This is a genomic window from Paenarthrobacter sp. NPDC058040 (assembly GCF_042885775.1).
GTDB lineage: Bacteria > Actinomycetota > Actinomycetes > Actinomycetales > Micrococcaceae > Arthrobacter.
The window spans coordinates 1-26,771 of sequence record NZ_JBHVRN010000009.1; the positions used below are offsets into that span (position 1 = coordinate 1).

A 26,771-nucleotide genomic window follows, 5' to 3' on the forward strand; every position below is an offset into this window, starting at 1 on the left:
AACCCCCACCAACACCCAGCAGCACACCAAAGCACCACCGGAAACCGGCCATTTGAAAGGGAGATTGTCACCATTCATTCCGCATCAGCGGCGGCGACTCAGAAAACAATACACGCCCCCAACCCACCAAACAAATCCACCTCAACACCACCCAAAATCCCCACAAACACAAGGAAAACAAGCCCACAAACCCACCAAACCAACCCAAAAACACCCCAACGCCCCTCAGTGAACCCCATCACACCACCCAACAACCCGCCGTCGAACACCAACCACCCACCAAAACAACAACGCTCCCCCACCAAAGGTGAGAGAGCGTTGCCCGAAATCGGGGATTACATGAGCGAGGATCGGCCCCAAAGGGCGTTTATGTGAGAGAGCGTCCGAAGAAGGGGTGGGGGTTAGTGGCCTCCGTGGCCGCCGGCACCCTGGGTCCTGCGCATCATGGCACCGAGCACTACTGCCGCCACGGCGATGACGGTCGCCGCGAAGAACGCAGCCTGCATGCCGGCAACAAGGCCGGACGAGGCGGATACCACGGCGAAGATCGAAACCAGCAGGGCGGTACCGGCAGCACCGGACACCTGCTGGGCCGTGCTCATGATCGCGGAGCCGTGGGAGTAAAGGTTCGGCGGCAGCGGGTTCAGGCCGGTGGTGAACGCCGGAGTGAACAACAGGGCCAAGCCGAGGCTCAACACGACGTGCAGCGCAATGACCCAGCCAAGGGCGCTGTGGTCGTCGAGCCGAGAGAACTGCCACAAGGTCAGGACCATGAGGACGGATCCGGAAACCGTCAGCGGCAGCGGGCCAACCTTGTCGAAGATCCGGCCGATAACCGGACCCAACAGACCCATGGCCAAGCCACCGGGCAGCAACGCCAGGCCGGTCTCCATGGGCTGAAGGTGCAGGGTGTTCTGGAGGTACAGCGGCAGCAGGATCACGCCGCCGAAGAGGGCCATCATCGCCACGACCATCAGCAGCGTTGACACAGTGAACATCCGGAAGTTGAACGCGCGAAGATCCAGGAGTGGTGAATCCGACTTCTGGAGCTTGAGCTGCCGGAACACGAAGAGCGCCAGGCACAGAACGCCCACAACCAACGCGATGACGGGCACGATTCCTGCGTTCGCCCCACCGATCTGGCTCAAGCCATAGACCAGACCACCGAAGGCAGGAACAGTCAGAACCACCGAAGCAAGGTCCAACGTGGTCTTGCCGCGCTCACCCACGTTGGTCAGGAACTTGGCACCGATTGCCAAAGCGGCCAGGGCTACGGGCAGCACAAACACGAACATGAAGCGCCACGAGAAGTGGTCCAGGATGATGCCGGAAATCGTGGGGCCCATGGCGGGAGCCACGGAGATGGCAATGCTGACGTTGCCCATTACGGCCCCGCGGCGGGACATGGGCACGAGCGTCAGGATGGTGGTCATGAGCAGCGGCAGCATGATGGCCGTACCACCGGCCTGGACAATGCGGGCCAGCAACAGCACGGTAAACCCGGGAGCCAGGGCGGCCAGCAAGGTGCCGCCACTGAACAAGCCCATGGCCAGCATGAACGAGGCCCGGGTGCTCAGGCGCTGCAGGATGAACCCGGTGGTCGGGATGACCACAGCCATGGTCAACATGAAGCCGGTGGCCAGCCACTGGACCGTCGGCGCATCAACCCTGAGGTCGGTCATGAGCCGCTGCAGGGCGACGTTCATGATGGTCTCGTTGAGGATCACCACGAAAGTGGCCACCAGCAAGGTCACGATGACCGTGACGGACTCGCGTGACATCTTGCCTGACACCTGCGGGGTTGGCGTCTCCGCAGGAGCTGGAGCGCCGGAAACAGCACCGGTGGCGCCGGAAACGGAGTCGCCGGAGGCGTCGGACGTGACGTCGGTAGACATGAGGATTCCTCAGGTTTGGATTTGGTGTCCGGCGAGCTGGGCCGGTGAAGACTAAAACAGTCTAAGCGCCCATCCAATTCCCGTCAGCAGGAAAATTCCAAACGTTAGGAAAACAACGGAGCGTTGTCGATAAGCCGCACCGCGCCGATCTTCGCCGCGATGATCGCCAGGCCTTCGCCACGGAACGGCGTCTCCTTGCAGTTTTCGGCGAGCGGTTCAAGCGTGGTGGGGTCCACCACCTCGAAATAGTCCAGTTCCACGAGCGGCTGGGACCGGACAAGCTCGACGGCGGAGTCCAGGTCCAGCGGCTGGTGCGCGTTGGCGCGGGACTCGATGAGGCGCAACGCCCGTGACAGGACCAGCGCGGCCTCGCGTTCCTCGTCCGAGAGGAAGCGGTTGCGGCTGGAGAGCGCCAAGCCATCCGAACTCCGGACGATCGGCACGGGGACAATCTCCACGGGGAAGTTAAGGTCCGCGACCATCCTCTTCACCAATGCCAACTGCTGCGCGTCCTTCTGCCCGAAGTAGGCGCGGTAGGCCGCCGTCGTGCCGTCTGCTGAAGCACCCCCGGGGAGTCCGTAGTGCAGCAATTTGGCCACCACCGTCAGTGCACCATCGAAGTGGCCGGGGCGGGAGGCGCCCTCCCACTTGTCTCCGAGGGGGCCGGAGGTGATCCGGACCAGGGGCTGGCCACCGGGGTAGACCTCCTCGACTGTCGGGGCGAACACCAGGTCCACACCTTCGGCGTCAAGGAGTGCCATGTCGGCTTCCAAGGTTCGCGGGTAGCGCTCCAGGTCCACTGCGTCGCCGAACTGCAAGGGATTCACGAAGATGGTGGCCACCACGACGTCGTTCTCGGCCACGGCCGCACGAGCCAAAGCTGCGTGGCCGGAGTGGAGCGCGCCCATGGTGGGTACCAGGCCCTGCGACGATCCGCCTTTTTCCGCGAGAAACCGGGCGCTTTCGGCGCGGAGTTCGGCCGCAGTGGTGACGAGTTTGATGGCCATGCTGTTCAGTTTCCTTCCGTCGACGAGTGCCCGTCGTGCGGTTCAGACCCGTTTTCCAACGCCTCGTTGATCTCATCCAATTGTTCCGGCCGCAGCAATCCGCGGTTTTCCGCCCGCCGCGCGGTTGCCTTGGCCATGGCCTGGTACGCCGCGAGCACATCGCCGCCCGCACCGCCGTCGTACTCCTTCAGCGCTTGGGCATGAGCCGAAACGGTACCCACATCACCTCTGGCCACCGGCCCGGTCAGGGCCGATTCGCCGGAGGCCAAGGCGTTCTCCAGCGTCGCGCGCAGCAGCGGCCCGAGCATTGATTCCGGCGACTCGACGCCAATCTCCCGCAATAGCTGCGAGGCCTGTGCCACGAGGGTGACCATGTGGTTCGAACTGTGCGCGAGGGCAGCGTGGTAGAGCGTGCGGTCGGCCTCGGCGATGGCCACTGGCTCCGCACCCATCTCAACCACCAGGGCCTGCGCGATCGGCAGCATGGCCGCGTCAGCAGTGACGCCAAAGGTGCAATCCATGAGCCGCGTCAGGTCCAGGCTCATGCCGGTGAAGGTCATGGCCGGGTGCATCGCCAACGGAATCGCGCCCGCCGCGCGGACAGGCTGCAGGATTCCGACGCCGAACCGGCCCGACGTGTGCGCCACCAGTTGGCCGGGTTGCCAGGCCCCGAGCTTCGCGAGTCCTGCAACGAGTTCACCGAGGGCGTCGTCCGGGACCGCGAGCAGCACCAACTCAGACCGTTCCACGATGTCCTGGATCTCCAGGACCGGAACGCCAGGCAGCAGGCTTTCGGCCCGCTCCCGGCTCGCCTCGGACACGGCGGAAACCCCGACGACGGCGTGCTCGGCCGCGCGCAAAGCGGCACCCAGGACGGCACCCACCTTGCCTGCGCCGATGATGCCGACTCCGAGTCGTCCTGGCCTAGCCATGGTGGGGGTCCTCCTGGTTGGTGGTGTTGGGTTCAACGGCGGTTGGCTGGGACGGTTGGAAGGATACTTGGGCCAACCATTGCTCGGAGGTCTGCCGCTTCCTGGCCTCGCGGGCACGGGCAGCTTGCTGGTCGAAAAGATCCACGGCCTGTGCCACATCGGCCTGGTAGAGGCGGGGCGCCACAGGTCCGGCCGTGGTGTGCAGGACGAGGTCGGCCACTCCGAAGCGGCGCGCCAACGGTCCCTGTTGCAGGGCCATGGACTGGGTGCGTTGGTGCGGGACCATCACCAACGAGTGCCACCAACGCCCGGAACGGAGCAGGAGAGCTGTTCGCGTGGCCAGGAATCCGTTGCGGCGCCAGCCAAGAGGAGCCAGGAGCCGGGCCCGACGCGGCGTGGTGACGAAACCATCCTGACTTCCGGAGAGCGGGGCCAGGCCCTCCAAGCCGGCGGTAAAAACGCCGTAGGGATCGTCAACGCCGGGATCCGGAAGGACGAGCGAAAGCATGGTCATCACGTCGGACTTCATTCCAACGGGCAGCAGCGTGGTCCGCGCAGCATTCTCGTTGCCGGGCGTTCCGCCGTACCCCGCGACATTCACGTGCATGCGGTACCAACCGAACAGGCGCCACAAGGGAGACTGCGTGATCTTCAGGGCCTGGATCCGACCCGGAGGAACAGTTTGTGCCTGCGTATCCAGCAGTCCGTAACGGAGACGGATCCCGTCCGGGGAGATCGCGGCGGTGAAGTTGTAGCCCTTGTTGAACGAGCTCCAGTAGGCCGCGCCGATACCAAGGATCGCGGGGATGAGGGCCAGGAAAATCGCGTTGTTCTCGGTGTAGACGGAAATGGCAACCGAGGCCGCGGCAGCAAGCAGGATGCCGACGGTTTGTTCACTCAGGAGCAAGGATCCGATCAACCGCGACGGCGGAACGGACAGGACCCGCTGCTCCGGCGCCTCGGGGATTTCCTCCACGGTTTCCTGTCCCGTGACCACTCCGGCGGCGCGCGCCAGGATCGCCGCCCGCAGTTGCTTGGCCTGCGCCAGCGGAAGGTAGGCCAACCGCACGGCCGATTCCCCGGCGTCGGCCACCTCGAACTTGAGTTCAGCAAGACCGAAGATGCGCGCCAGGAGTGGCTGCACAATGTCGATGGCCTGGACACGGTCCAGCCGTGCCTGCCGTTGCTGCTTGAAAAGCCAGCCGGTGTTCACCCGGACGTAGCCCTCGGCTACCTGGTATCTGGTGAAGTACCAGCTCAGGATGAAGCCCCCGACGGCCAGCAACAGCAGGACGCCACCTCCCGCCAGGAGCCACAGGACGCGTCCATTGAGGTTGGGGTCCAGGAAGTCGCGGCCCTGCAGCATCCGTTCGAAGGCATCGCGTCCGAAAAAATAGAGCACGGCAGCCAGCGCCACCCAGCCCCGCACGAACGGCGACGCAGGATGCACGCGCCGCCAATCGCCGTCGACGGCTTTTCCGGGAAGGGTCACTTCCGGGCTCACAGCCCGGCCAGCCTGGCTTCTCCACGGGCGGAAAGCTGCTCGCGCAGGCGTGCGCCCTCAGCGGCAGGCAGTCCAGGCAGGTGGGCGTTGGTTCCGGCGGAAGCGGTGTGGAGTTTCAGGGTGCACAGTCCAAGGCTTCGTTCCACAGGGCCCACCGCAACGTCCACGTACTGCATGCGGCCGTAGGGAACAACCATGGTGCGTTGGAAGAAAATGCCGCGCCGGATCAGGAGGTCGTCGTCGCGTTCCGCGTAGCCGATCGCCCGGACCTGTCGGGGGATGAGCACCAGCCGCCACAGGGCCAAAAGGAGCATGAAGGCAGGGACAGTGATCGCCAGCCACAGCGGAGGCCAACGCCACCAACCCAACTGCACGAACACCAAAGGAAGGCTCAGGATCGCTACCATCACCAGGTTCCCCACGGCCCATTCCACCAGGCGGACGGTCACGTACTTCGGTGAGACCCGCAGCCACTGGACGCCGGGAGGGTCAATCGCCTCGGTATGCATACTCCCCTTCGCCCTTGGTTTCCCCGCGCCGCTTCTCCTGGCCGCCGGCAGTGCCACCTTCGAAATCTTCAGGAGGGATGCGGCAGAACCGCTCCACCACCAGCCCAACGATGATCATGACCACTCCGCCCCCGCCCATCAACAGGGCGTTCCAGAGGATGCCTTCGCCGCTCCGCAGGGTTCCAATCCGAAGAAGATCAAGGGAAATTCCTGCATGCCAGCCCAGGAGCAAGGTACCGGCGTAGGCGCAGGCCTGGGCGAGGACAAGCGTCCTTGCCGCCATGATGGGGTCCAGCATGGTTTTCTTCTTACCGTTGCGCCAGCGAAGGACGCGGATCCCCATCACCAGGGTCAGCAACGCAATCACGCCCATGGTGGCCAGCGCCGAGACGGGCAACACGGGAGTGGGCATGCTGACGCGGTTGGTGACGGTAGTGGCCAGCCAACCGATTAGGGCGGATACGACGGCGATGATCACCAGGACCCACGGACGCATGGCTTTCATGGGCTACTCAACAGCTCCCGTGGCGGGCACGCCGGCAACGTCGCCGTAGCCATCGAAACGGCGGATGTCCGGCATGTCGGCGGCGACGGCTGCCAGTTCGGCCACGCTCTTGCCACCCAGTTGCGCGTTCGGTTCCAAGAGGGACCACGGATAGAGGACGAAGGCCCGCTCGGCAGCCCGCGGATGAGGAAGGGTGAGGATTGGATCGTCGCTCTGGACATTGCCATAGACGACGATGTCCACGTCCAGGGTCCGCGGACCCCAGCGGACCTCCCTGGTCCGGTGGTGCTTTTGCTCCACGCTGTGGCAATGAGCCAGGAGTTCCAACGGCGCCAGCGTGGTTTCGATGGCCATGACCATGTTCAGGAAGTCCGGCTGACCCTCCGGACCACCCACGGCTTTGGTCTGCACCACGGGAGAGACACCCAGGAGGCGCACTTCCGCCGGATCCACCAAATCCGCAACGGCGGTGGTCAGGGTGTCGTTGCGCTCCCCCAGGTTGCTGCCCAGGGCCAGGATCACCTTGGTGTAGCCCGCGCTCATGTCCGCTCCCGGTGCACGCTCACCGTCACGTCGCCAAAGGGAACCTCGATGGGCGCCTTTGGCTTGTGCACGGTGACGTCGACGGCGGACAGGGTCCTGTAGTTGGCCAGGATGCCCTCGGCGATCCTGACGGACAGGGCTTCGATCAGGTTCAAGGGCTCACCCTTGATGTACGAGGTGATCAGTTCGGCGACTTCGCCATAATGAGCCGTGTACTGCAGATCATCCGTTTCGGCGGCCTTGGTGAAGTCCGTATGCAGCACGGCATCCACCACGAACGGCTGGCCGTCACGGCGTTCGAAGTCGAACACTCCGTGATAGCCGACGGCAGTGATGCCGGTCAGCGTGATCTTGTCCACATCGCCTCCGATCAGCGGGCGATCCGGGCCGCGACCTTGACGGCGTCAAGGCTCGGGCCGACGTCGTGAACGCGGACAGCCCAGGCACCCTTCGCGGCACTCAAGGCTGTGATGGCGGCCGTCGCGGCGTCCCGCTCCTGCGGGGCTGCGGCCTTGCCGGAAACCGTCAGGAGGGAGCCAAGGAAGCGCTTGCGGGAAGCGGCGACCATCACCTTGTGGCCGAGCTCAAACAAGCTGTCCAGGTTCTTGAGGATTTCCCAGTTCTGGTCCTCGTTCTTGGAGAAGCCCACGCCCGGGTCAACAATGATCTGCTCGGGGGCAACACCCGCGGCGTAGAGCTTGTCGCGGACGCCCTTCAGCTCAGCCACCACTTCCTCTGTGACGTCCTCATAGTCAGCGAGGCTGTCCATGGTCTTGGCATCGCCGCGGCGGTGGGTGAGGATGTACGGAACCTTGGTGCGGGCAACCAGCTCAGGCATGCCGTCCTCGATGGTGAGGCCGGAAACATCGTTGATGATCGCAGCGCCCGCCTCCACAGCTGCGGCAGCCGTGGAGGTGTGCATCGTGTCGATACTGACCAGGGCCCCGGCCTTGACCAGTGCTTCAATCACCGGGAGGACCCGGCGCTGCTCTTCTTCAGGATCCACCGGCTCGGCGCCGGAGCGCGTCGACTCGCCGCCGACGTCGATGATGTCCGCACCGGCGTAAAACATACGCAGGCCGAGCGCGATGGCGGAATCGGGCGTGCGGTGGGTGCCGCCGTCGCTAAAGGAATCCGGGGTGACATTGAGGATTCCCATGACGAGGGTCCGGTCCGTTGGCAGGTCCTCGAACCTGGCCGCGGGTCGCGGCTTGCGGAGAACCGGCAGGGGGCTTGTGGCCGGGCCGGTTCCGGGTGCTGCAGCGAGGGAATCCATATATTGCTTACCTTCCGAGTATGAGGCTCATGGCCTCGGCGCGGGTGGCCGGGTCATGGAGCTGACCGCGCACCGCACTGGTGACGGTCTTGGCGCCTGGTTTGCGGATGCCGCGCATGGACATGCACATGTGTTCGCATTCGACGACGGCAATCGCACCGCGCGGGTTGAGGTACTTCACCAGCGCCTCAACGATCTGCGTTGTGAGGCGTTCCTGAACCTGCGGGCGCCGCGCATAGATGTCCACGAGCCGTGCGAGCTTGCTGAGGCCGGTCACCTTGCCGTCATGTGACGGAATATAACCAACATGCGCGACGCCGTGGAACGGTACCAGGTGGTGTTCGCACGTCGAGTAGAAGGGAATGTCCTTCACCAGGACAAGCTCTTCATGGTCGAGGTCGAACGTGGTGGAAAGGACATCCACGGGGTTCTGGTGGAGACCCGCGAAGACCTCGGCGTAGGCCTTGGCCACGCGCTTTGGCGTGTCCTGCAGGCCGCCGCGATCAGGATCTTCACCAATGGCCAGCAGGATTTCACGTACTGCTGCTTCAATGCGGGGGCGGTCCACTTTGTGGCTTCCCTTGGAGTCGCCGGCTGAGCCGTGGGCGGCGGCGAGGTCTTCGTCGTCGAAATGAGTCACAGCAGAAAGCTTAGCCGTGAAGCGGCGAGTCGTTGCCGCCGTCGGGCCCCGGCGCCTGGAAGTTGTCCTGGCTGCTGACGCCCTGGGCGTGCGGCGCGACGGTGTCCAGCGGCTCGTCCAGGCGGGCCTTCTTGGCTTCCTCCTGCGCTTCGCGTTCGGCCTTCTCCGCCCGGGATTCCACTGGCGGGATGGTCTGCACGGGGCGGGATTCCTTGGACAGCCAGATCTCACGGAAATCGCGCTTGCGGACGTCCCGGAAGATGTCGGCGATCTCGGCCTGGTTCAGGGTTTCGCGCTCAAGCAGTTCCAGGGCCAGGCGGTCCAGGATGTCGCGGTTTTCGGTGAGGATGGCGTAGGCCTCGTCATGTGCCTGGTCAATGAGCCGCCGCACTTCCTCGTCCACCACGTAGGCGATCTGGTCGGAGAAGTTACGCTCCTGGGCGGCGTCACGGCCCAGGAACGGCTCGCCGCCACCCTGGCCCAGCTTCACTGCACCAACTCGTTCGCTCATGCCGTACTGCGTGACCATCTTGCGGGCGGTGCCGGTGGCCTTCTCGATGTCGTTCGAGGCGCCGGTGGAAGGATCATGGAAAACGATCTCTTCGGCCACGCGGCCACCCATGGCGTAAGCCATCTGGTCCAGCAATTCGTTGCGGGTCACCGAGTACTTGTCGTCCTCGGGGACAACCATGGTGTACCCCAGGGCACGTCCGCGCGGGAGGATGGTGATCTTGGTGACCGGGGCGGAATTCCTCAGTGCAGCGGCTACCAAAGCGTGGCCGCCTTCGTGATAGGCCGTGATCTTGCGCTCGAGTTCCTTCATGACGCGGCTGCGCTTTTGCGGGCCGGCCATGACGCGGTCGATGGCCTCGTCCAGCGCACGGTCATCAATCAGGTTGGCGTTGGAGCGTGCGGTCAGCAATGCGGCCTCGTTGAGGACGTTGGCAAGGTCTGCACCCGTGTAACCCGGGGTCTTCTTGGCAACGGCCCGGAGGTCGATGCCCTGCGCCATCGGCTTGCCCTTGGCATGCACGTTGAGGATCTGCTCACGCCCAACAAGGTCCGGAGCTTCCACGGTGACTTGGCGGTCGAAACGGCCCGGGCGGAGAAGCGCGGGATCCAGCACGTCAGGACGGTTGGTGGCGGCGATCAGGATGACGTTGGTCTTGACGTCGAAGCCGTCCATCTCAACGAGGAGCTGGTTCAGGGTCTGCTCGCGTTCATCGTTGCCACCACCGATGCCGGCGCCGCGGTGACGGCCGACGGCGTCGATTTCATCCACGAAGATGATGGCCGGAGAGCTGGCCTTGGCTTGCTCGAACAAGTCACGGACACGGGAAGCCCCAACACCGACGAACATTTCAACGAAGTCCGAGCCGGAGATGGAGAAGAAGGGAACACCGGCTTCGCCCGCAACGGCGCGGGCCAGGAGGGTCTTGCCGGTACCTGGAGGGCCGTAGAGCAGCACGCCCTTGGGGATCTTGGCGCCGACTGCCTGGAACTTGGCCGGTTCCTGCAGGAACTCCTTGATCTCCTGCAGTTCTTCCACGGCCTCGTCCGCGCCGGCGACGTCAGCAAAAGTCACCTGCGGCATGTCCTTGTTGACCAGCTTGGCCTTGGACTTGCCGAACTGCATCACCTTGGAACCGCCACCCTGCATGCGGGAGAGCAGGAACCAGAAGAGCACGCCGAGCAGCAGCACCGGAATCAGGAGGGAGAACAGTCCGGAGAACCAGTTGTTTTCAACCGGCTGGTCCGTGAAGCCCTTCTCCGGGTTGGCGTTGGTTACGGCCTTGACCACGTCCGGGCCGCGGTCGGTGACGTAGAAGAACTGGACGTTCTTACCCTTGTCCTGGCCGTCGATGTTCAGGTTGTCCTTGAGCACCAGGTCAACGCGGTTCTCCGCATCGAAAATCTTTGCCTGCTCAACCTTGCCGCTCTGGGAAAGGAGGTCCAGGCCGTCTTTGGTGTCGATCCTGGTGGAGCCGCCGGGAGCCAACGTTGCAAACGCCACCAGGAGCAAGCCGACGACGACAACAATCCAGATGCCCGGGCCCTTGAAGAAATTCTTAGCTTTCATCTGATCGGGGTTGCGCCCCGTCCCTCCTGGTAGTGCTGCAAGGCGCAACTTCTGCGCGCGAGTGGTGCTGCTTCAGTTTCTAGCTATACACCGTACCCAGTAATTCACGCACTGGAATGCGCAAAAGTTCCCTCTGGGCGTACAGGGGGCGGGGCTGCCCGCGCCCGTTCCCGCCCCACGCACCCCGACACCCCCTGCCCGCGCCCATTCCCGCCCCACGCACCCCGGAGTGCGGGTGCCTCCGGCGGAAACGGGTGCGATAAACCTGCACGAGGGTGCCTCCGGCGGAAACGGGTGCGGCCTTTAGGTGACTCGTGGCGTCCGTCTTTGTCCACATACGGCTGAAAGTGCCTGTCCGATGTACGGCAAACCCCACATTGTTGACGTCATGCCCTTCGCCAAATTGATCTTGAGCTCCGACGCCACACGGATTGGGCAGGACCCACGCCTTCTTGCCAAGCGGGCACAACGCAGTGAACTCATCCGAGTTCGCCGGGGAGCCTACGTTCCGGCGCAGCTCTGGTCCGCCCTCAATGATCGCCAACGGCACGGCCTCCTGGCTGCGGCCTTGGTCCAGAACAGCTTGAAAACACCCGTCTTCACCATGAAAACGGCAGCCTTGTTGTGGGGCTTGGGTGTGGTCGGCGTTCCGGAGCAATTGCAGGCGGCTACAAGTGATCCACAAGGCGGACGATCCAAGCACGGAGTCCAAAAAACGCTCGGGTCCCTTGAGCGGGGCGTCTGTGAACTCGGCGGATTCCGGGTTACGGACAAAATACGAACCACCATCGATTTGGCCGGCGTCTTGAAGTTTGCCGAAGCACTGGCCGTGGTTGACTCCAGCCGCCGCGAACAGTCCTCACGTTCCGAAGCGAAAGCTACTGATTGGGACAAGGAGACCCCGTGGGGACCCGCGATCGAGGAGAAAACCCTGGGGGACGCTGCATCCAATCTTGCCTCGTCATCGCGGCAGCGCCGCGCCGCCAAGATCATCGAATTCTCAACAGCGAAGGCGGAATCCGTTGGTGAATCCATGAGCCGGGCAAACATGATCTTGCAGAGGTTTCCTTTGCCTCAGCTTCAAGCCTCCTTCACATTGAAGAGTGGAAAGACCGCCAGGACCGATTTTTGGTGGCCCGAACTCGATCTTGTTGGTGAATTCGATGGTCAGGGAAAGTATCTGCGGAACCGGCTTCGCGGCGGTAAGACCATTCAGCAGGTAGTCATGGAGGAAAAGGCGCGGGAGAACGCCCTGCGTGCACTGGGGCTAACCGTCATTCGCTGGGATTGGGCCGAGATGATGAATCCACGCGCATTCGCGAAGATCCTGACCGACGGAGGCCTGGAACCTGTTGGCGCCGGGCGTTGAACAAAGCCAGGTCGCCCAGTAGGCGCGCGCACCCCTTCGCGCCCGGCGCACCCGCTAACCACAAACGCCGCACCCCTTCGCGCCGGGCGCACCCGGTGTAGCGGGGGCGTGGGGCGGAAAGGGGTGCGGCGTGTGAAAGAGCGCGGTTTATTCGTATACGTGCGGGGCCAGGGTGCCCACGAAGTCCAGGTTGCGGTACTTCTCGGCATAGTCCAGGCCGTAGCCAACCACGAACTCGTTGGGGATGTCGTACCCGACGTACTTGACGTCGATTTCCACCTTGGCAGCGGTTGGCTTGCGGAAGGCAGTGCAGATCTCCACGCTGGCGGTGCCACGGGATTCCAGGTTGGACTTGAGCCAGGAAAGGGTCAGTCCTGAGTCGATGATGTCCTCGACAATCAGGACGTCCTTGCCCATGAGGTCGGTGTCGAGGTCCTTGAGGATACGGACTACACCCGAGGACTGGGTGCCCGAACCATAGGACGAAACAGCCATCCAGTCCATGCTGACGTGGCTGTGCAGCGCGCGTGCCAGGTCAGCCATGACCATCACGGCACCCTTGAGGACACCGACGATCAGCAGTTCGCGGCCCTCGTAGTCCTTGTCGATCTGCGCGGCCAATTCGGCGATGCGCGTCTGGATTTGCTCTTTGGTGTAAAGAACGTGCTTGAGGTCTGCCTGGACGTCGTTTGAATCCACCAATGGCTCCTGTTTTGATGCTCGGGGGCGGCTACTGTTGGGCCGATTTTTGATGCCGGAATACTAGCTTCCCACAGCGTGCGGCTTCGCGGGGACCGTCGGCGGAAGCACCGCTTGCATCGGCGGCCCGTTCCTGCTCCAAATCACCGAGCGACAGTCGGTAGACACTGACGTGCCCGGGCAATTCGACCGGGCCGGCTGAGCCTTGCCTCCGGAGCAGCGCCTCCGCGGCTTGGAGGCGGCCGTAGCCGGGTTGTTGACCGCCGACGTCGGCAGCCGCCTTGGCGATCACCCGGAACCTCAGCGCAGGGGCAAGGTGGCGGACGGCGTCCTCGGGAAGCCAAGCGCCGTCTGCCGTTCGGGTCACGAGGGAGAGATACGTCTCCTGGGCCAGGTCCTCAAGGAAATCCGCATCCTGCTGAAGGATCGCCGCGGTCCGGGCCAAGGACTCAGCTACTCCGGGGCCAAGCTTCTCCTCCAGGACCGGCATGACTTCCACGCGCGTCCGGGACCTCGCAAAGGAGGGATCGGAATTGGTGGGATCGTGCCACGGCGAAAGCTCTTCGACGGCGCAGATCTCCACGGTTTCGGAGCGGCGAAGGCCCAGGAAAGGACGGAGCAGGCGGTCCCGCGCAGGCCGCATGCCGGCCAAAGACCGTGTTCCAGAACCCCGGGCGAGGCCCAGCAGGACCTGCTCTGCCTGGTCGTCCAGGGTGTGGCCGAGCAAGATCGCGTCGCAGCCGAGGTCATCGGCAGCGGATTCGAGGGCTGCGTGCCGGGCGTCGCGGGCGGCGGCTTCCGGACCGAAGCCCGTGGAAGCGACGGTCACAGCCCGTACTTCGACCGGGGAAAGACCCAATTCACGCAGTGCCTCCGCCGCCTCCGCAGCCACGAGTGCCGAGCCCGGCTGCAACTGATGGTCCACCACCACACCGGCAACGGAGATGGGGTGGCCGTCTACGTGGCCGCGCCGGGCGAAGTAGGCCGCGATCGCCGCCAAGGCCAAGGAGTCCGGCCCGCCGCTGCAGGCCACCAACACACGTGACGGGTAACCCGCTGCGGCCAAGGCGTTCTGCAACTGCTTCCGCGCCTTGCCGACGACGGGCGCCAAACGCCCCGGCCGGCGTCGACCCTTCCCCTTGGTGAGTCCTGCCGGGACAGCCGAGCCCTGAACATCGCCGGGACCCGTTAACCCGCCAGCACTCGAGGCATTCGGGAGCGGACCGCTCAAAGTCCCATCCGCTCAAGCCAGAGCCTGGAATCGTGGATCTCTTCTTCCGTGGGCAGGTTCTCGACGCCGTCCCACACCTTGTTGAAGCCGTCCATTCCGGCCACAGCCACCACGCCGCGGACAAACTTGGCGCCGTCGGTGTACTGCCGCATCTTGGCGTCGAGGCCAAGGATGTTGCGAATGAACTTCTCGATGATGCCGCGGTCCTTGCCGCGATCGTTGAAGCGCTGGCGGATGGTCTTGACGGACGGAACAATGCTGGAATCCACGGCATCCATCACCACATTGGCGTGGCCTTCGAGCAGGCTCATGACGGCGGTGATATGGGACAGGGAGGCCTTTTCCTCGGGATCCTGCAGCAGGTCGAGGATGGCTCCGCGGCCCGGAACGTTGCCGGACGCGGCGCGGTCCTTGAGGGACCTGGCCACGGCGCTGGCCCGTTCAACCAGGGAATCCATGTTGCCCAGAAGGTGGCCGCTGAGCTTTTCGATCTCATCCAGCATGTGGTGGCGCAACCAAGGCGCGGCGGCAAACTGCACACGGTGCGTTTGCTCGTGCAGGCAGACCCAGAGCCGGAAGTCGTCCGGGTGGACGTTCAGTTCGCGTTCCACGGAAATGATGTTGGGTGCAACCAGCAGGAGCCGGCCTCCCGGCGGAACGTTGGACCCCGGGGCCAGGGCAGCGAAAGGATCGTACTGGCCAAGGACCTTGCTGGACAGGAAAGCGAGGATGGCCCCCAGCTGGCTGCCCGTGATGGCCCCGCTGGCACTCGCTGCCGCGGGAGACATGGAAACTCCGCTGCGGCTCTCAAGCAGCTTCTGCAGCGCTGGTTGCAGCATGACGGAGAAGCTCTGGGTATTCGCCTTGGACCACGAAGCGCGGTCCACCACCAGGACATGCGAATCGCGGAGGTCTTTTGCGGCCTCGAGTCCGGTGATGTCGTGGACGTGCGGGACGGAGATGTCCGCGTTGAACCGCAGGTTCTCCACGGCTTTGCCGATCTCCGCAGCGCTGAGCGCAGGGCCGGGAGGAGCAAGCCGGGCAGCAGTTGCTGCGGCAAGGTCCCAATTGATCAGGGACGAGGCCCCTGCTGACGAATCTCGGGCGGATGTCACCATGCACTCCATCACATCACACGTAACTGACAGTGTGCCCTTAAGTTCGCTCCGCGCTGAGCCTCAGCCCCGGCAACCGCACGCCGCGAGCACGGACGCGGAACGGTCCATGGCTGCCTTGTTTCCCGCTGCGCCGGGCTCCAAGCCGTTGCCAATGAAGGAGAACACCAGGAGCCGTCCATCGGCATCCACCACGTAGCCGCTCAAGGCGATCACTGTGTTCAACGTCCCGGTCTTGGCCCGGACCAGGCCCGCTCCCTGGGCCGTGCTCGGATCGATGTACCGATCATCCAGCGTCCCGGTCAGTCCGGCCACGGGGAAACCGTCCAAGGCGGCCCTTAGAGAGGGGTCGGGTCCGCTGGTGATGGCACGGACCACCTCCGCGAACTGCTTCGCGCTGACTTGGTTCTCCAGCGCCAGCCCGGAAACGTCGGCCAACTCCATCGAATCCGTGGCGATTCCCAGCTCCCCCAGCCTTTGCCGCACGGCCGCAGTGGCGCCGTCGTACGTCGCTTTCCGGCCCGAAGCGGCAGCGGTCATGCGCCCCAGCGCTTCGGCAAGGAAGTTGTCCGAGGTTTGGAGCATGTGGTCCACCTGCTCGCTCACCGTGGCGGATTCTGCGCTTGCCAGGACTTTGGCGGTGAGGCCAGTACCGCGTTCGACGCCGGGACCCACCTCGGCGCCTGCAGCCGCCAACTGCTCGGCGAAGGCCTGGGCGGTGGTCATCGCGGAATCCTGCGGCCGCGCTCCGGTGGTGGTGGTTGGCGAGTAGCGTCCGGAATTCAGCGCAAGCGGGTACAACGGAGCGGTCTCGCCCGCCGCGACGTCATCCAGGCTCCACGCGGGGTTCAAGGCAGGACCCTCGAACATGGAGTCGTCCACCTTGACGGTCAATGGTCCTTTAATACCCGCGGCGGCGAGCGCGGAGGCAGTGTCGGCCGCCAAGGAAGCCAGTCCTGCGCGGCCCATCACGGCGGAAGGATCGGAGGCACCGCCGCCAAGCAGTACGTCACCTCCCCCGGTCAGGACCACGGTGTGGGGGTCGTCGGTTCCGAGCACCCGGGTGGTGAAACGCGTTTCGGGGCCCAGCGCCTTGAGGGCGGCGACGGCGGTCAGCAGCTTCATGTTCGACGCCGGGATGCGGTTGGTGCCCGCCTGCCGGTCGAAAAGTACCTTGCCCGTGGAGGCGTCGAGGACAACTCCGGTGATCGAACCCGAGCCGGCTGGTTTCAGCGTCTCGTCCAGGAGCTTGGAGACCTCGGCCGGAACGGGCACAGGCGCGGTCGCGTCGAGGGGCAGGACGGCAGTGGAGCCGGACAGGGTGCTTGGCGGCTCTTGCCACGCCGGAATCGAGGGTGCGGGCTTGGGGGCTTTCCAGAGCCCCGGGACAGTCGCGACCATCAAGGCGGACAACAGGACAACCGCCAAGAGACCCGGCCACTTCAGGCGTCGCCACGCCGCGGACAACCCCGTGCGGGTATCCCCGTTTTTAACGCCCGTCATGCAGTTGCTTGGTCCTGTCAGTCCTGAAATGTCCCCGCCGGTTCAAGAAACCCGGGTGTCTCGCTATATCCTCAATAGTAGTCGGCGGCGTCGGCTGTGCTTTCGCCTGCCGCCAGCCATGGGCTGAGCAGACTGCCTGGAGGACCGCCGGTTGCGGCGGCTTCCGTTTCAGGGCGGAGCCAAGCCCCACCCAGACCCCGTCAAGGAGCATTCCATGAAGCACGACGTGACCATCGAGATCCCCAAGGGATCGCGCGTCAAGTACGAAGTCGACCACGAAACCGGCCGTGTCCGCCTGGACCGCGTCCTGTTCACCTCCATGCAGTACCCCACGCACTACGGCTTCTTCGAGAACACCCTGGGCGAAGACGGCGACCCGCTGGACGCACTGGTGCTTCTGCAGGACTTCGACCTCCACCCGGGCGTCATCGTTGAATCCCGCCCCATCGGCGTTTTCAACATGACCGACGACGGCGGCGGAGATGCCAAGGTCCTCTGCGTCCCGGTTGACGCACGCTTCGACCACATCCAGGAAGTCAGCGATGTCAGCGAATTCCTGATCAAGGAGATCGAGCACTTCTTCACCCGCTACAAGGACCTGGAGCCGGGCAAGTGGGTCAAGGCTGAGGGCTGGGGCGACCGCGCCGCTGCCGAAGCCGAGCTGGAAGCTTCCATCAAGCGTTTCTCGGCAGAAGGCCACTAGTCCTTCCCCAACTGGGTCGCAGTTAAGCGCGTTTTGACGGCTCAAAACGCGCACTAATGCGACCCAGTTGGGTTCCGACGGCGGGTGGTGCGGTTCCATACGGGACGGCACCACCCGCCGTCGTGCTTTAAGCGCCTTTGGTCCACATGGGCACCGCTCCCCATCGCGCCCCGTGCCAGCTGCACTTAGGCTGGGACGCGACTCTTCGACTCACACCACTCATGCATAAAAAGGGGTAACACATGGCTGGGTTCTATGGCGCTGACATCGCGCAGCTTCGCAGTCTGGCCGGCGTGATGGGCAAGGCCGCGGATGCGATCACCATGCAAAGCGCACAACTGACCAACGCCATCAATTCGGCCAACGCCTGGCAGGGCCGGGACGCCACCATGTTCAAGAACGACTGGAACAGCCAGCACCGGCAGAGCCTGGTCAAGGCAGCCAACATGCTGCGCGACAACGCGGGCCTGCTGAAGAAGAACGCCAACCAGCAGGAATTCGCCAGCCATAATGACGGTTCCCGCAGCTCAGTGGGCGTGCTCACGGATGTCTACGAGACCGGCATGGGCGTCAAGGACCTCGGCTCCCAGCTCTGGGCGGCGTACAAGCTGGGCAAGCTCGGCTGGCAGGACTTCGCCAAGACGCGCGAGGTCCTCACCAACTGGAGCGCCGGCGGAACCGTGGTCAAGGATGCCCTCACCGCGCTGCGGAATGGCGAGAAGATCACCGACGTCATCACGGACCTCAAGGCCAACATCCCCTACAGCCAGGCTTTCCAGGATGCGAGCAAGTTCTCCAAGGGCCTCCGCGTGGCCGGGGCCCTGGCTGCGCCCCTAAACATCGTGGGCGGCATCAGCGACATGGTCAGCCCCGAACACGACGGCTGGCGGGGCACCGGCGACCGCGTGGCGGGTGGCCTTTCCGTGGTGGGCGGCGTGGGCAGCATCATGCTCATGACCGCGGGCGGTGCGGCCATGTTGGGACCCATTGGAGCTCCAATCGTGATCGGAGCCGGCATCGTCGCCGGCGCGTGGGCGCTGGGCAACCTCGTGGCCGATAACTGGGACTCCATCACCAACTTTGCCCGCAACCCCGGCAGCTACATCGCGGACGGGGCCAAGGAGGTGGGCAACTTCGCCAAGGACGTAGGCAGTAAGGTGGCAGACGGGGTCGGTAATGCCGCCAAGTCAGTCGGAAACTTTGTCGGAGGGATATTCGGATGACCACCAACACCATGAAATGGACTGCGCGGGACATTGAGTCCGCGGCCAAGGTCCTTGGTTCGGCGAGTGCCGGTGGCGCCGCCCTGCCCACGCTGACCGACGAGGAAGTTGTGGCGTTGGACGGCGTGCAGCACGAGCAAATCGTGGCGCTGCCCTGGCTGTCTGCACAGGACGCCAGCAAGGAACTCATGTGCGCCGTGGCCCTGCGCGGGCTGCTCGCCAAGGAACTGGTGTACCCGGTGATCTTCGAGGGCGAAAGCGAACCCACGCGCCTGCACGCCACCGAGGAAATCACTGGAGCCCTCACCCTGCGCCGCAGCGGCAACAGCGTGGTCTCCGTGGAACGCACGGTGTCCACGGGCAAGCGCTGGCTGTACGGCTATGTGCACGACGACGGCGTTTTGCTGGAGGAAGTGGACGACGGCGGGCTGCACGGGTTCACGGTCGTCACCCGGGACCAGCTTGTCCCCCGGCTCGCGGAGTTCGTGGATCCCAAGGGTGCCGCCCAGCGCGATTCCGAAGCCCGGCTCTTCACGGAGCCCCAGTTCGAGGAACACGCTGCAACTGCCCTGGCCGACACCGAAGCTGCCAGCAACGTGGTGGCCTTCAACACCGACACCAACGAGTTCCCCACGGTCACCGTGTACACCGGTCCGAACGGCGTGCAGGTCCTGACGCCGCGCGTGGAAGGTGAAACCGTTTCGCTCGAAGTGAAGGAAACGTCCGCAGCCACGCTGGCCGGCATCCTGGGCAGCCTCGCCGGACTGTCCTGACGCATCCCGAGCCGACCAACCGTCGTCGAACTGAAAGCCCACATGAGCACGTCAAAGTTTGAAACCGCTACAGGACTTGTCGACGCCGCCAACGGCAGGCCCGTCCGCCACCACACGGAAACAGGACAGTACTACGTCAAGGCGTCCGGAGGTGCCCACTTTTGGGGTCGCGTACTGGATGCCTTGGTGTTCCTGGCGGGATATAGCGTCCTTGCCGTCATCGCTGCGGTTGCCCGCAATGCCATGATGAACAGCGGCTCGCTCCTGGCTTTCAACGACGGCTTCTGGCTGACGCTCTACGTCATCCTCTGGTTCGTGGGACTGTTTGCGTACGGCATGATCTGGGGAACCGCCGGAAGCGTCGGGGACGCCGCCGCCGGAATGCGCTCGGTCCGGATCAAAGACGGCACGACGGCGGGAGCCTGGCTGGGCGGATGGCGCGCCATCTGCTGGTCCTTCTTCCCGTTCTTCGTGGTCATGGTGATTGCCTCTGCCGTCAGCGGTGGTTCCGGCGACACGTGGGACCCCAAGTTTGCGGCGATCGACCGTCGCTCGGGTCTTGCACAAGGCCAGCAGCCCGTTCCGGATGCGCGGCCCTAACTGCTTGGCAAGCTCACGATCGCAAAATCAAGCCCTTGCAGAGCGGCTACCTGCCGGTAGCATTTGATCCATTATGTTCACGCTGACCATCAACCAACGCGACAGCCGCCGCGACGGCGATCTGGTGCCCAAGCTCCTCAAGGACTTGCGCCACATCCCGGCCCGGCTCGACTTTGACCGCTCGGTTGAGGACGAAGTGCAGGGCATCGTCGATTCCAGCCACCAAGCCGTCGACTCGGCATTGATCGCACTCCGCAGCGGCCAATGGTACGTGGGGATCGGCGTTGGCCCCATCAATGAGCCGCTGCCCAACCTGGTCAAGGATGCCTCCGGACACGGCCTGGTCTATGCGCGGAGGGCCGTCGACCGGCTTCGGAACAGCAAGGAACGAGTGCCGGTGGCGGTCGATGGTCCCTTCCCGGCCCAAGCGGCTGAAGCGGAAGCAGTGCTGCGTCTGTTAGGACATATCGTCCAACACAGGAGCGCGGCGGAATGGCGTGTCCTGGACCTGCTCACGCCGGGAGTCCGCGGCCAGCAGAAAGCCGTGGCGCAGGAACTCGGCATCACCACGCAGGCCGTCAGCAAAGCCTTGGCCCGCGCACAGTGGAGCGAAGAACACGCGGCACGCCCGGCCGCTGCCCGCTTGCTGCAGCTGATCCTGGACGTCCGTTAAGCACCCATGCAGGTAGCAGATCAGGCCGTTCCCAGCGCTCAGAACGGCCTGATCTGCGACTCAGTTGGGTTATGGGTTGCCCAGGTTGTCCTTAGCCGTCGCGGCACGGTCCTGGACATCGGCAGCCGCAGCCTGGCCCTCATCCTTGACGTTGGCAGCCGCCTCGGTGGCGGTTTCCTTGACGTTCTGGACTGCCTCCGTGGCCGGCTCCTTAAGGTGCTCCGCCACTTCCTTCGCGGCGTGGCTCAACTCATCGGTCAAGGGTTGTGCTGCTTCCTTGACCGCCTGTGCCGCTTCGCGTTCCTTCTCCGATGGCGGGAAGAGGGCCGAGAGCAAGAGGCCTGCACCGAAAGCGATCAGTCCCGCGGCCACCGGGCTTCCCTGGGTCTTCCGCGTGATCACCTCAGGGGTGTCACCAATGTTCGAGGCAACATCGGTGACGGCGTCGTGGGCGCTGTGGGCCGCGTTGTTTGCCCTGCCATGAACGTCGTCCGTCGCACCGAAGACAGCGGTCTTGATGCGGTCCACCCTGCGATGGACGATGTGCGACGGCGTCACCTTGTCAGCTACGGCGTCAACGTTGGTACTGAGCCGCCGGCGGGTGGCTTCGATGTCGGCGCGCAGGGCGTCGGGGTTCTGCGTCATCGTGTCTCCTCAGTATTCGGTTTGAGCGTTGGTGGGATTTCCTTGACGGTCTCGGCTGTGCGCGGCATGCCCTTGATGGTCTTCAGTTCCTTCCGGCCAAGACTGGCCAGCACAGCCGCGACGATGCCCCAAAGGACGGCAACGATCACGGCGGACCAGCCCAGGCCGACCAGCTGGCCGAGCGCCCACCAGAGCGCCAGGGACAGGAAGACCACGGCCAAATGCCCGGCCCAGGCGGCGCCGCCGAGCATGCCGGCGCCTTTCCCTGCCTTGGTGGCCGACTCCTTGAGCTCAGCCTTGGCCAGCTCCACTTCCTGCCGCATCAAGGTGGAAACATCGCTGGTCAGGTCGCTGAGGAGCTCTCCCAGCGGCTGGGTTTCCGCTTTGATGTGGGCTTGGGTGGGAGGGAGGTCGGCGGGACTGCTCATCGGGGACCTCCGTATTCCGGGCTGTCGGGGTCGTCCAGGGGATCTGCCAGCGGATCGCCCTGCGACTTGAGCCCTTCCTGGTCACCCTGCGGATACGCGGCCGTTGAGCCGTCCAAGCCGCCGGTTGTTCCGGCGTCGTAACCCGCCGTGCCCGCATTTTCGCCGATGGTTCCCGCGCCGTAGCCCGCGGCACCTGCGGCGCCTCCAGCGGCCGTGACTCCGCCAGCGGTGCCATACGCCGAGCCGGTGTTGGCACCCGTGCCGGTACCGTAACTGGCCGTCGTTGCCTCCGGACCGGGAAGGTCGACGGCGGGCGGCGGTACCGCTCCTGCCGTGCCGGGGTAGTTCCCCGAGCGGGATGCCCCGGTTGCGGCGGAACCGGAAGGTGCGGAAGAACCTGAACCATCACTGGCGTTTCCGGCCATCCCGCGGCCCAAGCGCCCTGCAAGCACGCCAGCACCCGCGGCGAGGAGCAGGAACGTGCCAGGCTTGCGGCGGGCGAAGCCCTTGACCTCGTCCAGCAGCGAACCGGGATCGCGGTTTTCCAGCCAGTGGGCCACCGAGGAGGACCGGTCGGCGGCCTGCTGCACCAGGTCGGTAGCAACGCCACCATCCTGGGATGCGTTGGCCATGGTGGACAGTTCGTCGGAGATGGACCGAAGCCCCTCGGCGACGCGCTGCTGTTGGGTGGCTGCTTGTTCGGTCAGTTCGCCCTTGGTCTGGGTGAGGAGTTGGCGGGCATTGAGCTTGACCTCCTGGGCTACATTGGCGGCCTCGTCCTTGGCTGTATCCACCACCCCGCCTGCGGCGTCCTTGGCAACATCGGCCACGCCTGCCGCTTCCTGCTTGGCACTTTCAACGGTGCCGGAGCCGGAATCAGGCCGTGCTTGAGTGGTGGAACCGGTCTGGTACCCCGTGGTTGTCGACTCGCCGGTAGCTGCGTCGTAGTCAACAGGCTCGTCCAGGTAACTTCCGGAATAGGGATCGGTCCCGGCAGGGACCGCGTTGCGTGGCGCCGCGAAGCTTCCGTCCTGCGGCGATTGGCTCTCGGTCATTGTCGCTCTCTTTCCACAGTTGGCAGGCTGCGGACAGCAGCCGGGATAGTAAGTATCGTTACTATCAGTTGGTGTGTACCCCCTCACCGCGGATTCAATCGCAGCAATTTCGCCGGAATTTGGAAGCTGAGATGCCCTCTCGACACGCAACAACCCACCTGCCTACGTTGGAACCATGAGCCACATGCCCATCCGGCAGCGGCTGACGTCCGCGCTTCGACAATCCGTTACCCGCCACCGATTGCTGTTCGCCGCCAAGACCGCCTTGGCCGCAGGACTCGCCTGGTACCTGGCGCCTCTCATGCCCGGGCCGGCCGCCGCCTACCCGTACTACGCCCCGCTCGGTGCGCTCGTCAGCATGCATCCGACAGTGGCAGCAAGCGCCAAGCACGGGCTGCAGAGCCTCCTGGGCCTGGCCCTGGGCATCGGCATGGCCTTCGCCGTGACCACCGTGGCGGCACCCACTGCCTTCTCAGTGGCGCTCGTGGTTGGACTCGGCGTCCTGATTGGCGGCCTCCCCCGGCTTGGGTCCGCCTCGGAGTGGATCCCCATGGCCGCGCTCTTTGTGCTGGTCCTGGGCGATTCCAATGCCGAGAGCTTCTCCTTCGCCTACGTCCTGCAGATGGCCATGGGCGTGGCCGTTGGGTTCGCGGTGAACTGGCTGGTGTTTCCGCCCCTCCACTTGGAGGGGATCGACCCCGCACTGGCCGGTCACAGGGGTGCACTCTCCCGGCAACTCAAGGACATGGCGCGTGCCATGGAGGAGTCCTGGCCTCCGGACCACGAGGCGTGGGCAAGCCGCAGCGGCGAACTGTCCACAACAGCGTCAACCGTCCGGACTGCGGTGCTGGAAGCGGAACTAAGCACCAAGGCGAATCCCAGGTCCCGTCGTCGTGCGCGCCGCCTCCCGCACGATCTTGCAGGCCTCCGGACCATGGAACGGTTGACCTTCCATGTACAGGACATCACCGACGTCCTGGCCAGCGTGATCTGGGAAGAAGGCGCTGACACGGTGCTTCCGGACGGCGTGCTGGGCAACCTTTCGGAAGCCTTGGAGTCCGTGGCGGCCGTGATCGAGCAGTGGCGCAATGGCGAGGACCGGGACCTACAGAACAGGCTGGATAAGGCGCGGGACCGCGTAGCGGCGCTCGGAGACGCCGTCAACGAGGCCGCTGCGGGCCAGGCTTCGGTGAACGCCGCAGCCTCGGTGGCCATGAGCCTGCGGCGGATGATTACCGTGTTGTCCTCCGAATGATCAGCGGGGCGTGAGCGGCGGCGACGCCTTCCGTCCGGCTCCGGCGCCGAGTCCATCCAGGATCTCGGCGAGCGCCTCCAACGACGATTTGTGCGGCATCCATCCGAGCAGGGTCCGCGCGCGGCCGGTGTCCATGATCGGTGCCCCGGCCGCCATGTCCACCCAACCGGCGTCGGTCACCTGCACGCGCAGGCGCCAGGAGATATCGACGACGGCGCGCAGCACCGCGAGCGGCAATGGCAAGTGGCGCTTGGCCTTCAGGATCCACGCCAGCGCATTGGGGTCCAGCACGGGTTCGGCAGCGACGTTAAAGGCACCTTCGGCGCGTTGCTGCAGGACGCGCCAGTAGGCATCGGCAACGTCGTCGGCATGGACGGCCTGGAAGACGAGCTCCCTGGGCAGCGGCAGGAGCGGCAGCCACGGCCTGCGCGGGAGGAGCTTCGGGAGGACGCGACCCAGGAAGTACCGACCCACCTCGCTCCCGGCTTCCGCGGTGAAGATGAGCCCGGGGCGCAGCCGGGCCACTACGATCTCCGGGTGTTCCTTGGCGAAGTTGTCCAGCAAGCGCTCCTGGGCAGCCTTGTCCACGCTGTAGTGCGAGCCTTTGACGCCGGCCGCAGGCCACGCTTCCTTGGTTCGCTGGTCTTTGGGTGCCGGCGAGTAAGCGCCCACGGACGAGGCACACACAACGTGCTTCACTCCGGCGTTCGCGGCGGCAGCCAGAACGTGTCCCGTCCCGGCGACGTTGGTCCGGCGGAGGAGCTTCCGCTTGTGGTTGGGTTGGATCAGCCACGCGAGGTGCACCACGGCGTCGGCTCCGGCGAAGGCCGCCTCCAACGCCTCACGCTCCCGGTAGTCGCCGACGTCCAGGCAGTGCCACTCCACTCCTTTGTACGGGGCCGAACTCAAGTCCGGCTCCCTGCGGGAAATTCCCACGAGGTCAAGATCCTCGCCTTCTTCCGAGCGGGCCGCTTGTAAACGCCTCAGGAGCGCTGTTCCGGCGTTGCCCGTGGCCCCGGTAATCACGATACGCATGGATTTGTCCTCCCCTAATGATTGCTGGACTCGCCGGTTGAGCGGATCCGCTGCAGCACCGCCGAGGTGGAGTGCTCCGGCACGTAGTCCAGGATGGTCACCGTGCCGCCGTAGCGTTCCACGGCCTCGGTTTCGGCAAGCATCTCCGGCGTGTAGTCCCCACCCTTGGCGTAGACGTCCGGCTGCAGGATTTCGATGAGCGGTATGGGCGTGGGCGTGTCGAATACCGTGACATGGTCCACGCAACTGAGTGCGGCAATCACGGCGGCACGGTCGGCCTCGTGGTTCACGGGACGGTCCGGGCCCTTCAGTTGGCGGACGGACGAATCGCTGTTGAGTGCCACCACCAGGACATCCCCCAGTTGCTTAGCTTGGTTGAGGTAGCGGGTGTGGCCCCTGTGCAGGACGTCGAAACATCCGTTGGTGAGGACAATCCTGCGGCCTTCCTGGCGGTCTTCGGCCACCTGTTTGGCAAGCTCGCCGGCGCTCAGTGCCGTATCTGCGAACCCGCGCAAATGGCGGGACAGTTCCTCCGTACTGCAGACGGAGGTTCCGGGCCGGTGCACCACCACATCCGCCGCGGCCTGGGCCAGGTCCACGCTGGTGGTCAGCGGCAGTCCCGCCGAACGGGCCAGGGTCAGGGCGGCAACAAAGGTGTCACCGGCGCCGGACGCCTGCTTCTCGGTTTCCGGCTGCGCCCACGTTCGGTGGATGGCCACGTCCCCATGACTTTCCCGGCGCACCGTCAGCGTGCCGTCACGGTCCAACGTCACGACGACGGCGGCGGCACCCGAGGCGGCAAGGAGTTGGTCCGCGTGGGCTTCCAGGAACGGGCAGCGTGCGGCTCCGCCCGGGAGTTCGACGCCCAGCAGCAGGGCCGCTTCCTGGGCATTCGGCGTGGCCAGATCCGGCGTGAGCTCCGCCCAACGCTCCGGGTGGTGGGCATCAACCACCACGAACGTGCCGGACCGCGCAGGGCCGGCTTGCCCCTCGGATGTGGCGCCCAGCAGCTTCAGCAGCGACGCACGGACCGGCCCTTCCACGGCGCCTGCCCCGTAGTCGCAGATCATCAGGGCGTCCGAATCCGCAAGCGCAGCAGGGAGGGCGTCAGCGAGTTGCTCCAGGCCATCCTCGGGAACCTCGGGGGATTCGTCGTCGAGCCTGAGCATGACTTGCCCGGCACTGCTCACCCTGTACTTGGTGGTGGTGACCATTGAAGGGTGGCGCACCACGGACCCGACGTCCACTCCGGCCGCCGCGAGCCGGTCCATCAACTCCCGTCCTGCACTGTCCTCGCCGACGATGGACAGGAAGCGCACATGGGCGCCGAGCGCGGCAAGGTTTACGGCAGTATTCGCGGCCCCGCCGGGGGCGAAGTCGCGGCGTTTGACTTGGACAACGGGTGCGGGGGCTTCGCGGCAAAAACGCTCGATCAGCCCGTCCCACCAGCCATCAAGGATGGCATCGCCAACAACGGTGATGGTGGGGTGTTCGTCTGCCAAACGGCCCGGCAGCCACTCGGCCAGGCCTTCTTGATTGGAGAGGCGTGCCATGGGGTACCTTCCGGTTGAGG

Annotated in this window: 28 protein-coding genes; 8 read left to right on the forward strand and 20 right to left on the reverse strand. The window is 64.9% G+C overall.

Going from position 1 to position 26,771, the window contains the following annotated elements:
• A partial coding sequence (locus ACFVSJ_RS13710) for a hypothetical protein (RefSeq protein WP_387437361.1) occupies positions 1-232 on the forward strand: 232 nt, incomplete at its 5' end.
• Between the two features lie 169 nt (positions 233-401).
• On the opposite strand, the gene ACFVSJ_RS13715 is transcribed toward ACFVSJ_RS13710, so the two are convergent.
• The 11 genes from ACFVSJ_RS13715 to ftsH form a co-directional block, all read right to left on the reverse strand.
• Complete coding sequence (locus ACFVSJ_RS13715; RefSeq protein WP_387437362.1) at positions 402-1,895, reverse strand: DHA2 family efflux MFS transporter permease subunit; 1,494 nt, start codon at positions 1,893-1,895, stop codon at positions 402-404.
• 104 nt (positions 1,896-1,999) lie between these two features.
• The gene (gene panC / locus ACFVSJ_RS13720; RefSeq protein ID WP_387437363.1) at positions 2,000-2,902 is read right to left on the reverse strand and encodes a pantoate--beta-alanine ligase; all 903 of its coding nucleotides are present in this window, start codon (positions 2,900-2,902) and stop codon (positions 2,000-2,002) included.
• Positions 2,903-2,907: 5 nt separating this feature from the next.
• Entirely contained in the window at positions 2,908-3,834 is a 927-nt protein-coding gene (locus ACFVSJ_RS13725; RefSeq protein ID WP_387437364.1) for a Rossmann-like and DUF2520 domain-containing protein, read from the reverse strand.
• Positions 3,827-5,338, reverse strand: a complete 1,512-nt coding sequence (locus ACFVSJ_RS13730; RefSeq protein ID WP_387437365.1) for a PH domain-containing protein — start codon at positions 5,336-5,338, stop codon at positions 3,827-3,829. Before ACFVSJ_RS13730 ends, ACFVSJ_RS13725 begins: the two co-directional genes overlap by 8 nt.
• Complete coding sequence (locus ACFVSJ_RS13735; protein ID WP_387437366.1) at positions 5,335-5,847, reverse strand: PH domain-containing protein; 513 nt, start codon at positions 5,845-5,847, stop codon at positions 5,335-5,337. The genes ACFVSJ_RS13730 and ACFVSJ_RS13735 overlap by 4 nt, the downstream gene beginning before the upstream one ends.
• Positions 5,828-6,352, reverse strand: a complete 525-nt coding sequence (locus ACFVSJ_RS13740) for a DUF3180 domain-containing protein (protein ID WP_387437367.1) — start codon at positions 6,350-6,352, stop codon at positions 5,828-5,830. The genes ACFVSJ_RS13735 and ACFVSJ_RS13740 overlap by 20 nt, the downstream gene beginning before the upstream one ends.
• A gap of 3 nt (positions 6,353-6,355) precedes the next feature.
• A complete protein-coding gene (gene folK / locus ACFVSJ_RS13745) occupies positions 6,356-6,895 on the reverse strand; it encodes a 2-amino-4-hydroxy-6-hydroxymethyldihydropteridine diphosphokinase (RefSeq protein ID WP_387437369.1) in 540 nt (179 codons plus the stop codon).
• Positions 6,892-7,254 carry a dihydroneopterin aldolase gene (gene folB / locus ACFVSJ_RS13750; protein ID WP_387437370.1) on the reverse strand — a complete coding sequence of 121 codons (363 nt, stop codon included), beginning with the start codon at positions 7,252-7,254 and terminating at the stop codon, positions 6,892-6,894. Before folB ends, folK begins: the two co-directional genes overlap by 4 nt.
• Before the next feature lie 11 nt (positions 7,255-7,265).
• Positions 7,266-8,171 (reverse strand): dihydropteroate synthase, encoded by a 906-nt coding sequence (gene folP / locus ACFVSJ_RS13755; RefSeq protein ID WP_387437371.1) that lies wholly within the window; start codon positions 8,169-8,171, stop codon positions 7,266-7,268.
• Between the two features lie 7 nt (positions 8,172-8,178).
• Complete coding sequence (gene folE / locus ACFVSJ_RS13760; RefSeq protein ID WP_387437372.1) at positions 8,179-8,811, reverse strand: GTP cyclohydrolase I FolE; 633 nt, start codon at positions 8,809-8,811, stop codon at positions 8,179-8,181.
• A gap of 10 nt (positions 8,812-8,821) precedes the next feature.
• The gene (gene ftsH, locus ACFVSJ_RS13765; RefSeq protein ID WP_387437373.1) at positions 8,822-10,891 is read right to left on the reverse strand and encodes an ATP-dependent zinc metalloprotease FtsH; all 2,070 of its coding nucleotides are present in this window, start codon (positions 10,889-10,891) and stop codon (positions 8,822-8,824) included.
• 388 nt (positions 10,892-11,279) lie between these two features.
• Between ftsH and ACFVSJ_RS13770 the strand changes: the two genes are divergently transcribed.
• The gene (locus tag ACFVSJ_RS13770; RefSeq protein ID WP_387437374.1) at positions 11,280-12,260 is read left to right on the forward strand and encodes a hypothetical protein; all 981 of its coding nucleotides are present in this window, start codon (positions 11,280-11,282) and stop codon (positions 12,258-12,260) included.
• A gap of 147 nt (positions 12,261-12,407) precedes the next feature.
• Here ACFVSJ_RS13770 and hpt read toward each other — a convergent pair whose 3' ends face one another.
• The 4 genes from hpt to dacB form a co-directional block, all read right to left on the reverse strand.
• Positions 12,408-12,959 carry a hypoxanthine phosphoribosyltransferase gene (hpt, locus tag ACFVSJ_RS13775; protein WP_216924216.1) on the reverse strand — a complete coding sequence of 184 codons (552 nt, stop codon included), beginning with the start codon at positions 12,957-12,959 and terminating at the stop codon, positions 12,408-12,410.
• A 31-nt stretch (positions 12,960-12,990) separates the two neighbouring features.
• Positions 12,991-14,037, reverse strand: a complete 1,047-nt coding sequence (gene tilS / locus ACFVSJ_RS13780) for a tRNA lysidine(34) synthetase TilS (RefSeq protein ID WP_387437638.1) — start codon at positions 14,035-14,037, stop codon at positions 12,991-12,993.
• 149 nt (positions 14,038-14,186) lie between these two features.
• A complete protein-coding gene (locus ACFVSJ_RS13785; protein WP_387437375.1) occupies positions 14,187-15,308 on the reverse strand; it encodes a zinc-dependent metalloprotease in 1,122 nt (373 codons plus the stop codon).
• 60 nt (positions 15,309-15,368) lie between these two features.
• On the reverse strand, positions 15,369-16,808 hold the full coding sequence (gene dacB / locus ACFVSJ_RS13790; protein WP_387437377.1) for a D-alanyl-D-alanine carboxypeptidase/D-alanyl-D-alanine-endopeptidase: 1,440 nt from the start codon (positions 16,806-16,808) through the stop codon (positions 15,369-15,371).
• A 214-nt stretch (positions 16,809-17,022) separates the two neighbouring features.
• Here dacB and ACFVSJ_RS13795 point away from each other — a divergent pair, with 214 nt between their 5' ends.
• The 5 genes from ACFVSJ_RS13795 (at position 17,023) to ACFVSJ_RS13815 (ending at position 20,780) form a co-directional block, all read left to right on the forward strand.
• Positions 17,023-17,511, forward strand: coding sequence for an inorganic diphosphatase (locus tag ACFVSJ_RS13795; RefSeq protein WP_144663396.1), 489 nt, complete (start codon positions 17,023-17,025; stop codon positions 17,509-17,511).
• A gap of 242 nt (positions 17,512-17,753) precedes the next feature.
• Positions 17,754-18,734, forward strand: a complete 981-nt coding sequence (locus tag ACFVSJ_RS13800; protein WP_387437378.1) for a hypothetical protein — start codon at positions 17,754-17,756, stop codon at positions 18,732-18,734.
• Positions 18,731-19,507 (forward strand): hypothetical protein, encoded by a 777-nt coding sequence (locus ACFVSJ_RS13805; RefSeq protein WP_387437379.1) that lies wholly within the window; start codon positions 18,731-18,733, stop codon positions 19,505-19,507. Before ACFVSJ_RS13800 ends, ACFVSJ_RS13805 begins: the two co-directional genes overlap by 4 nt.
• A 42-nt stretch (positions 19,508-19,549) precedes the next feature.
• Positions 19,550-20,107, forward strand: coding sequence for a hypothetical protein (locus ACFVSJ_RS13810; RefSeq protein ID WP_387437380.1), 558 nt, complete (start codon positions 19,550-19,552; stop codon positions 20,105-20,107).
• A 73-nt stretch (positions 20,108-20,180) separates the two neighbouring features.
• On the forward strand, positions 20,181-20,780 hold the full coding sequence (locus ACFVSJ_RS13815; RefSeq protein ID WP_387437381.1) for a hypothetical protein: 600 nt from the start codon (positions 20,181-20,183) through the stop codon (positions 20,778-20,780).
• Between the two features lie 69 nt (positions 20,781-20,849).
• Here ACFVSJ_RS13815 and ACFVSJ_RS13820 read toward each other — a convergent pair whose 3' ends face one another.
• Genes ACFVSJ_RS13820 through ACFVSJ_RS13830 form a run of 3 tightly spaced genes read right to left on the reverse strand, consistent with a single transcriptional unit; the run spans position 20,850 to position 22,908 of the window.
• Positions 20,850-21,425 carry a DUF3618 domain-containing protein gene (locus tag ACFVSJ_RS13820; protein ID WP_387437382.1) on the reverse strand — a complete coding sequence of 192 codons (576 nt, stop codon included), beginning with the start codon at positions 21,423-21,425 and terminating at the stop codon, positions 20,850-20,852.
• Entirely contained in the window at positions 21,422-21,853 is a 432-nt protein-coding gene (locus ACFVSJ_RS13825) for a phage holin family protein (RefSeq protein ID WP_387437383.1), read from the reverse strand. The genes ACFVSJ_RS13820 and ACFVSJ_RS13825 overlap by 4 nt, the downstream gene beginning before the upstream one ends.
• Positions 21,850-22,908 (reverse strand): hypothetical protein, encoded by a 1,059-nt coding sequence (locus ACFVSJ_RS13830; protein WP_387437384.1) that lies wholly within the window; start codon positions 22,906-22,908, stop codon positions 21,850-21,852. The genes ACFVSJ_RS13825 and ACFVSJ_RS13830 overlap by 4 nt, the downstream gene beginning before the upstream one ends.
• 175 nt (positions 22,909-23,083) lie before the next feature.
• Between ACFVSJ_RS13830 and ACFVSJ_RS13835 the strand changes: the two genes are divergently transcribed.
• Positions 23,084-24,163, forward strand: a complete 1,080-nt coding sequence (locus ACFVSJ_RS13835) for an aromatic acid exporter family protein (RefSeq protein ID WP_387437385.1) — start codon at positions 23,084-23,086, stop codon at positions 24,161-24,163.
• Here the strand turns inward: ACFVSJ_RS13835 and ACFVSJ_RS13840 are convergent, their stop codons facing one another.
• A complete protein-coding gene (locus ACFVSJ_RS13840; RefSeq protein WP_387437386.1) occupies positions 24,164-25,198 on the reverse strand; it encodes an NAD-dependent epimerase/dehydratase family protein in 1,035 nt (344 codons plus the stop codon).
• A 14-nt stretch (positions 25,199-25,212) separates the two neighbouring features.
• The gene (gene rfaE2 / locus ACFVSJ_RS13845) at positions 25,213-26,751 is read right to left on the reverse strand and encodes a D-glycero-beta-D-manno-heptose 1-phosphate adenylyltransferase (protein ID WP_387437388.1); all 1,539 of its coding nucleotides are present in this window, start codon (positions 26,749-26,751) and stop codon (positions 25,213-25,215) included.
• Between the last annotated feature and the right edge of the window lie 20 nt (positions 26,752-26,771).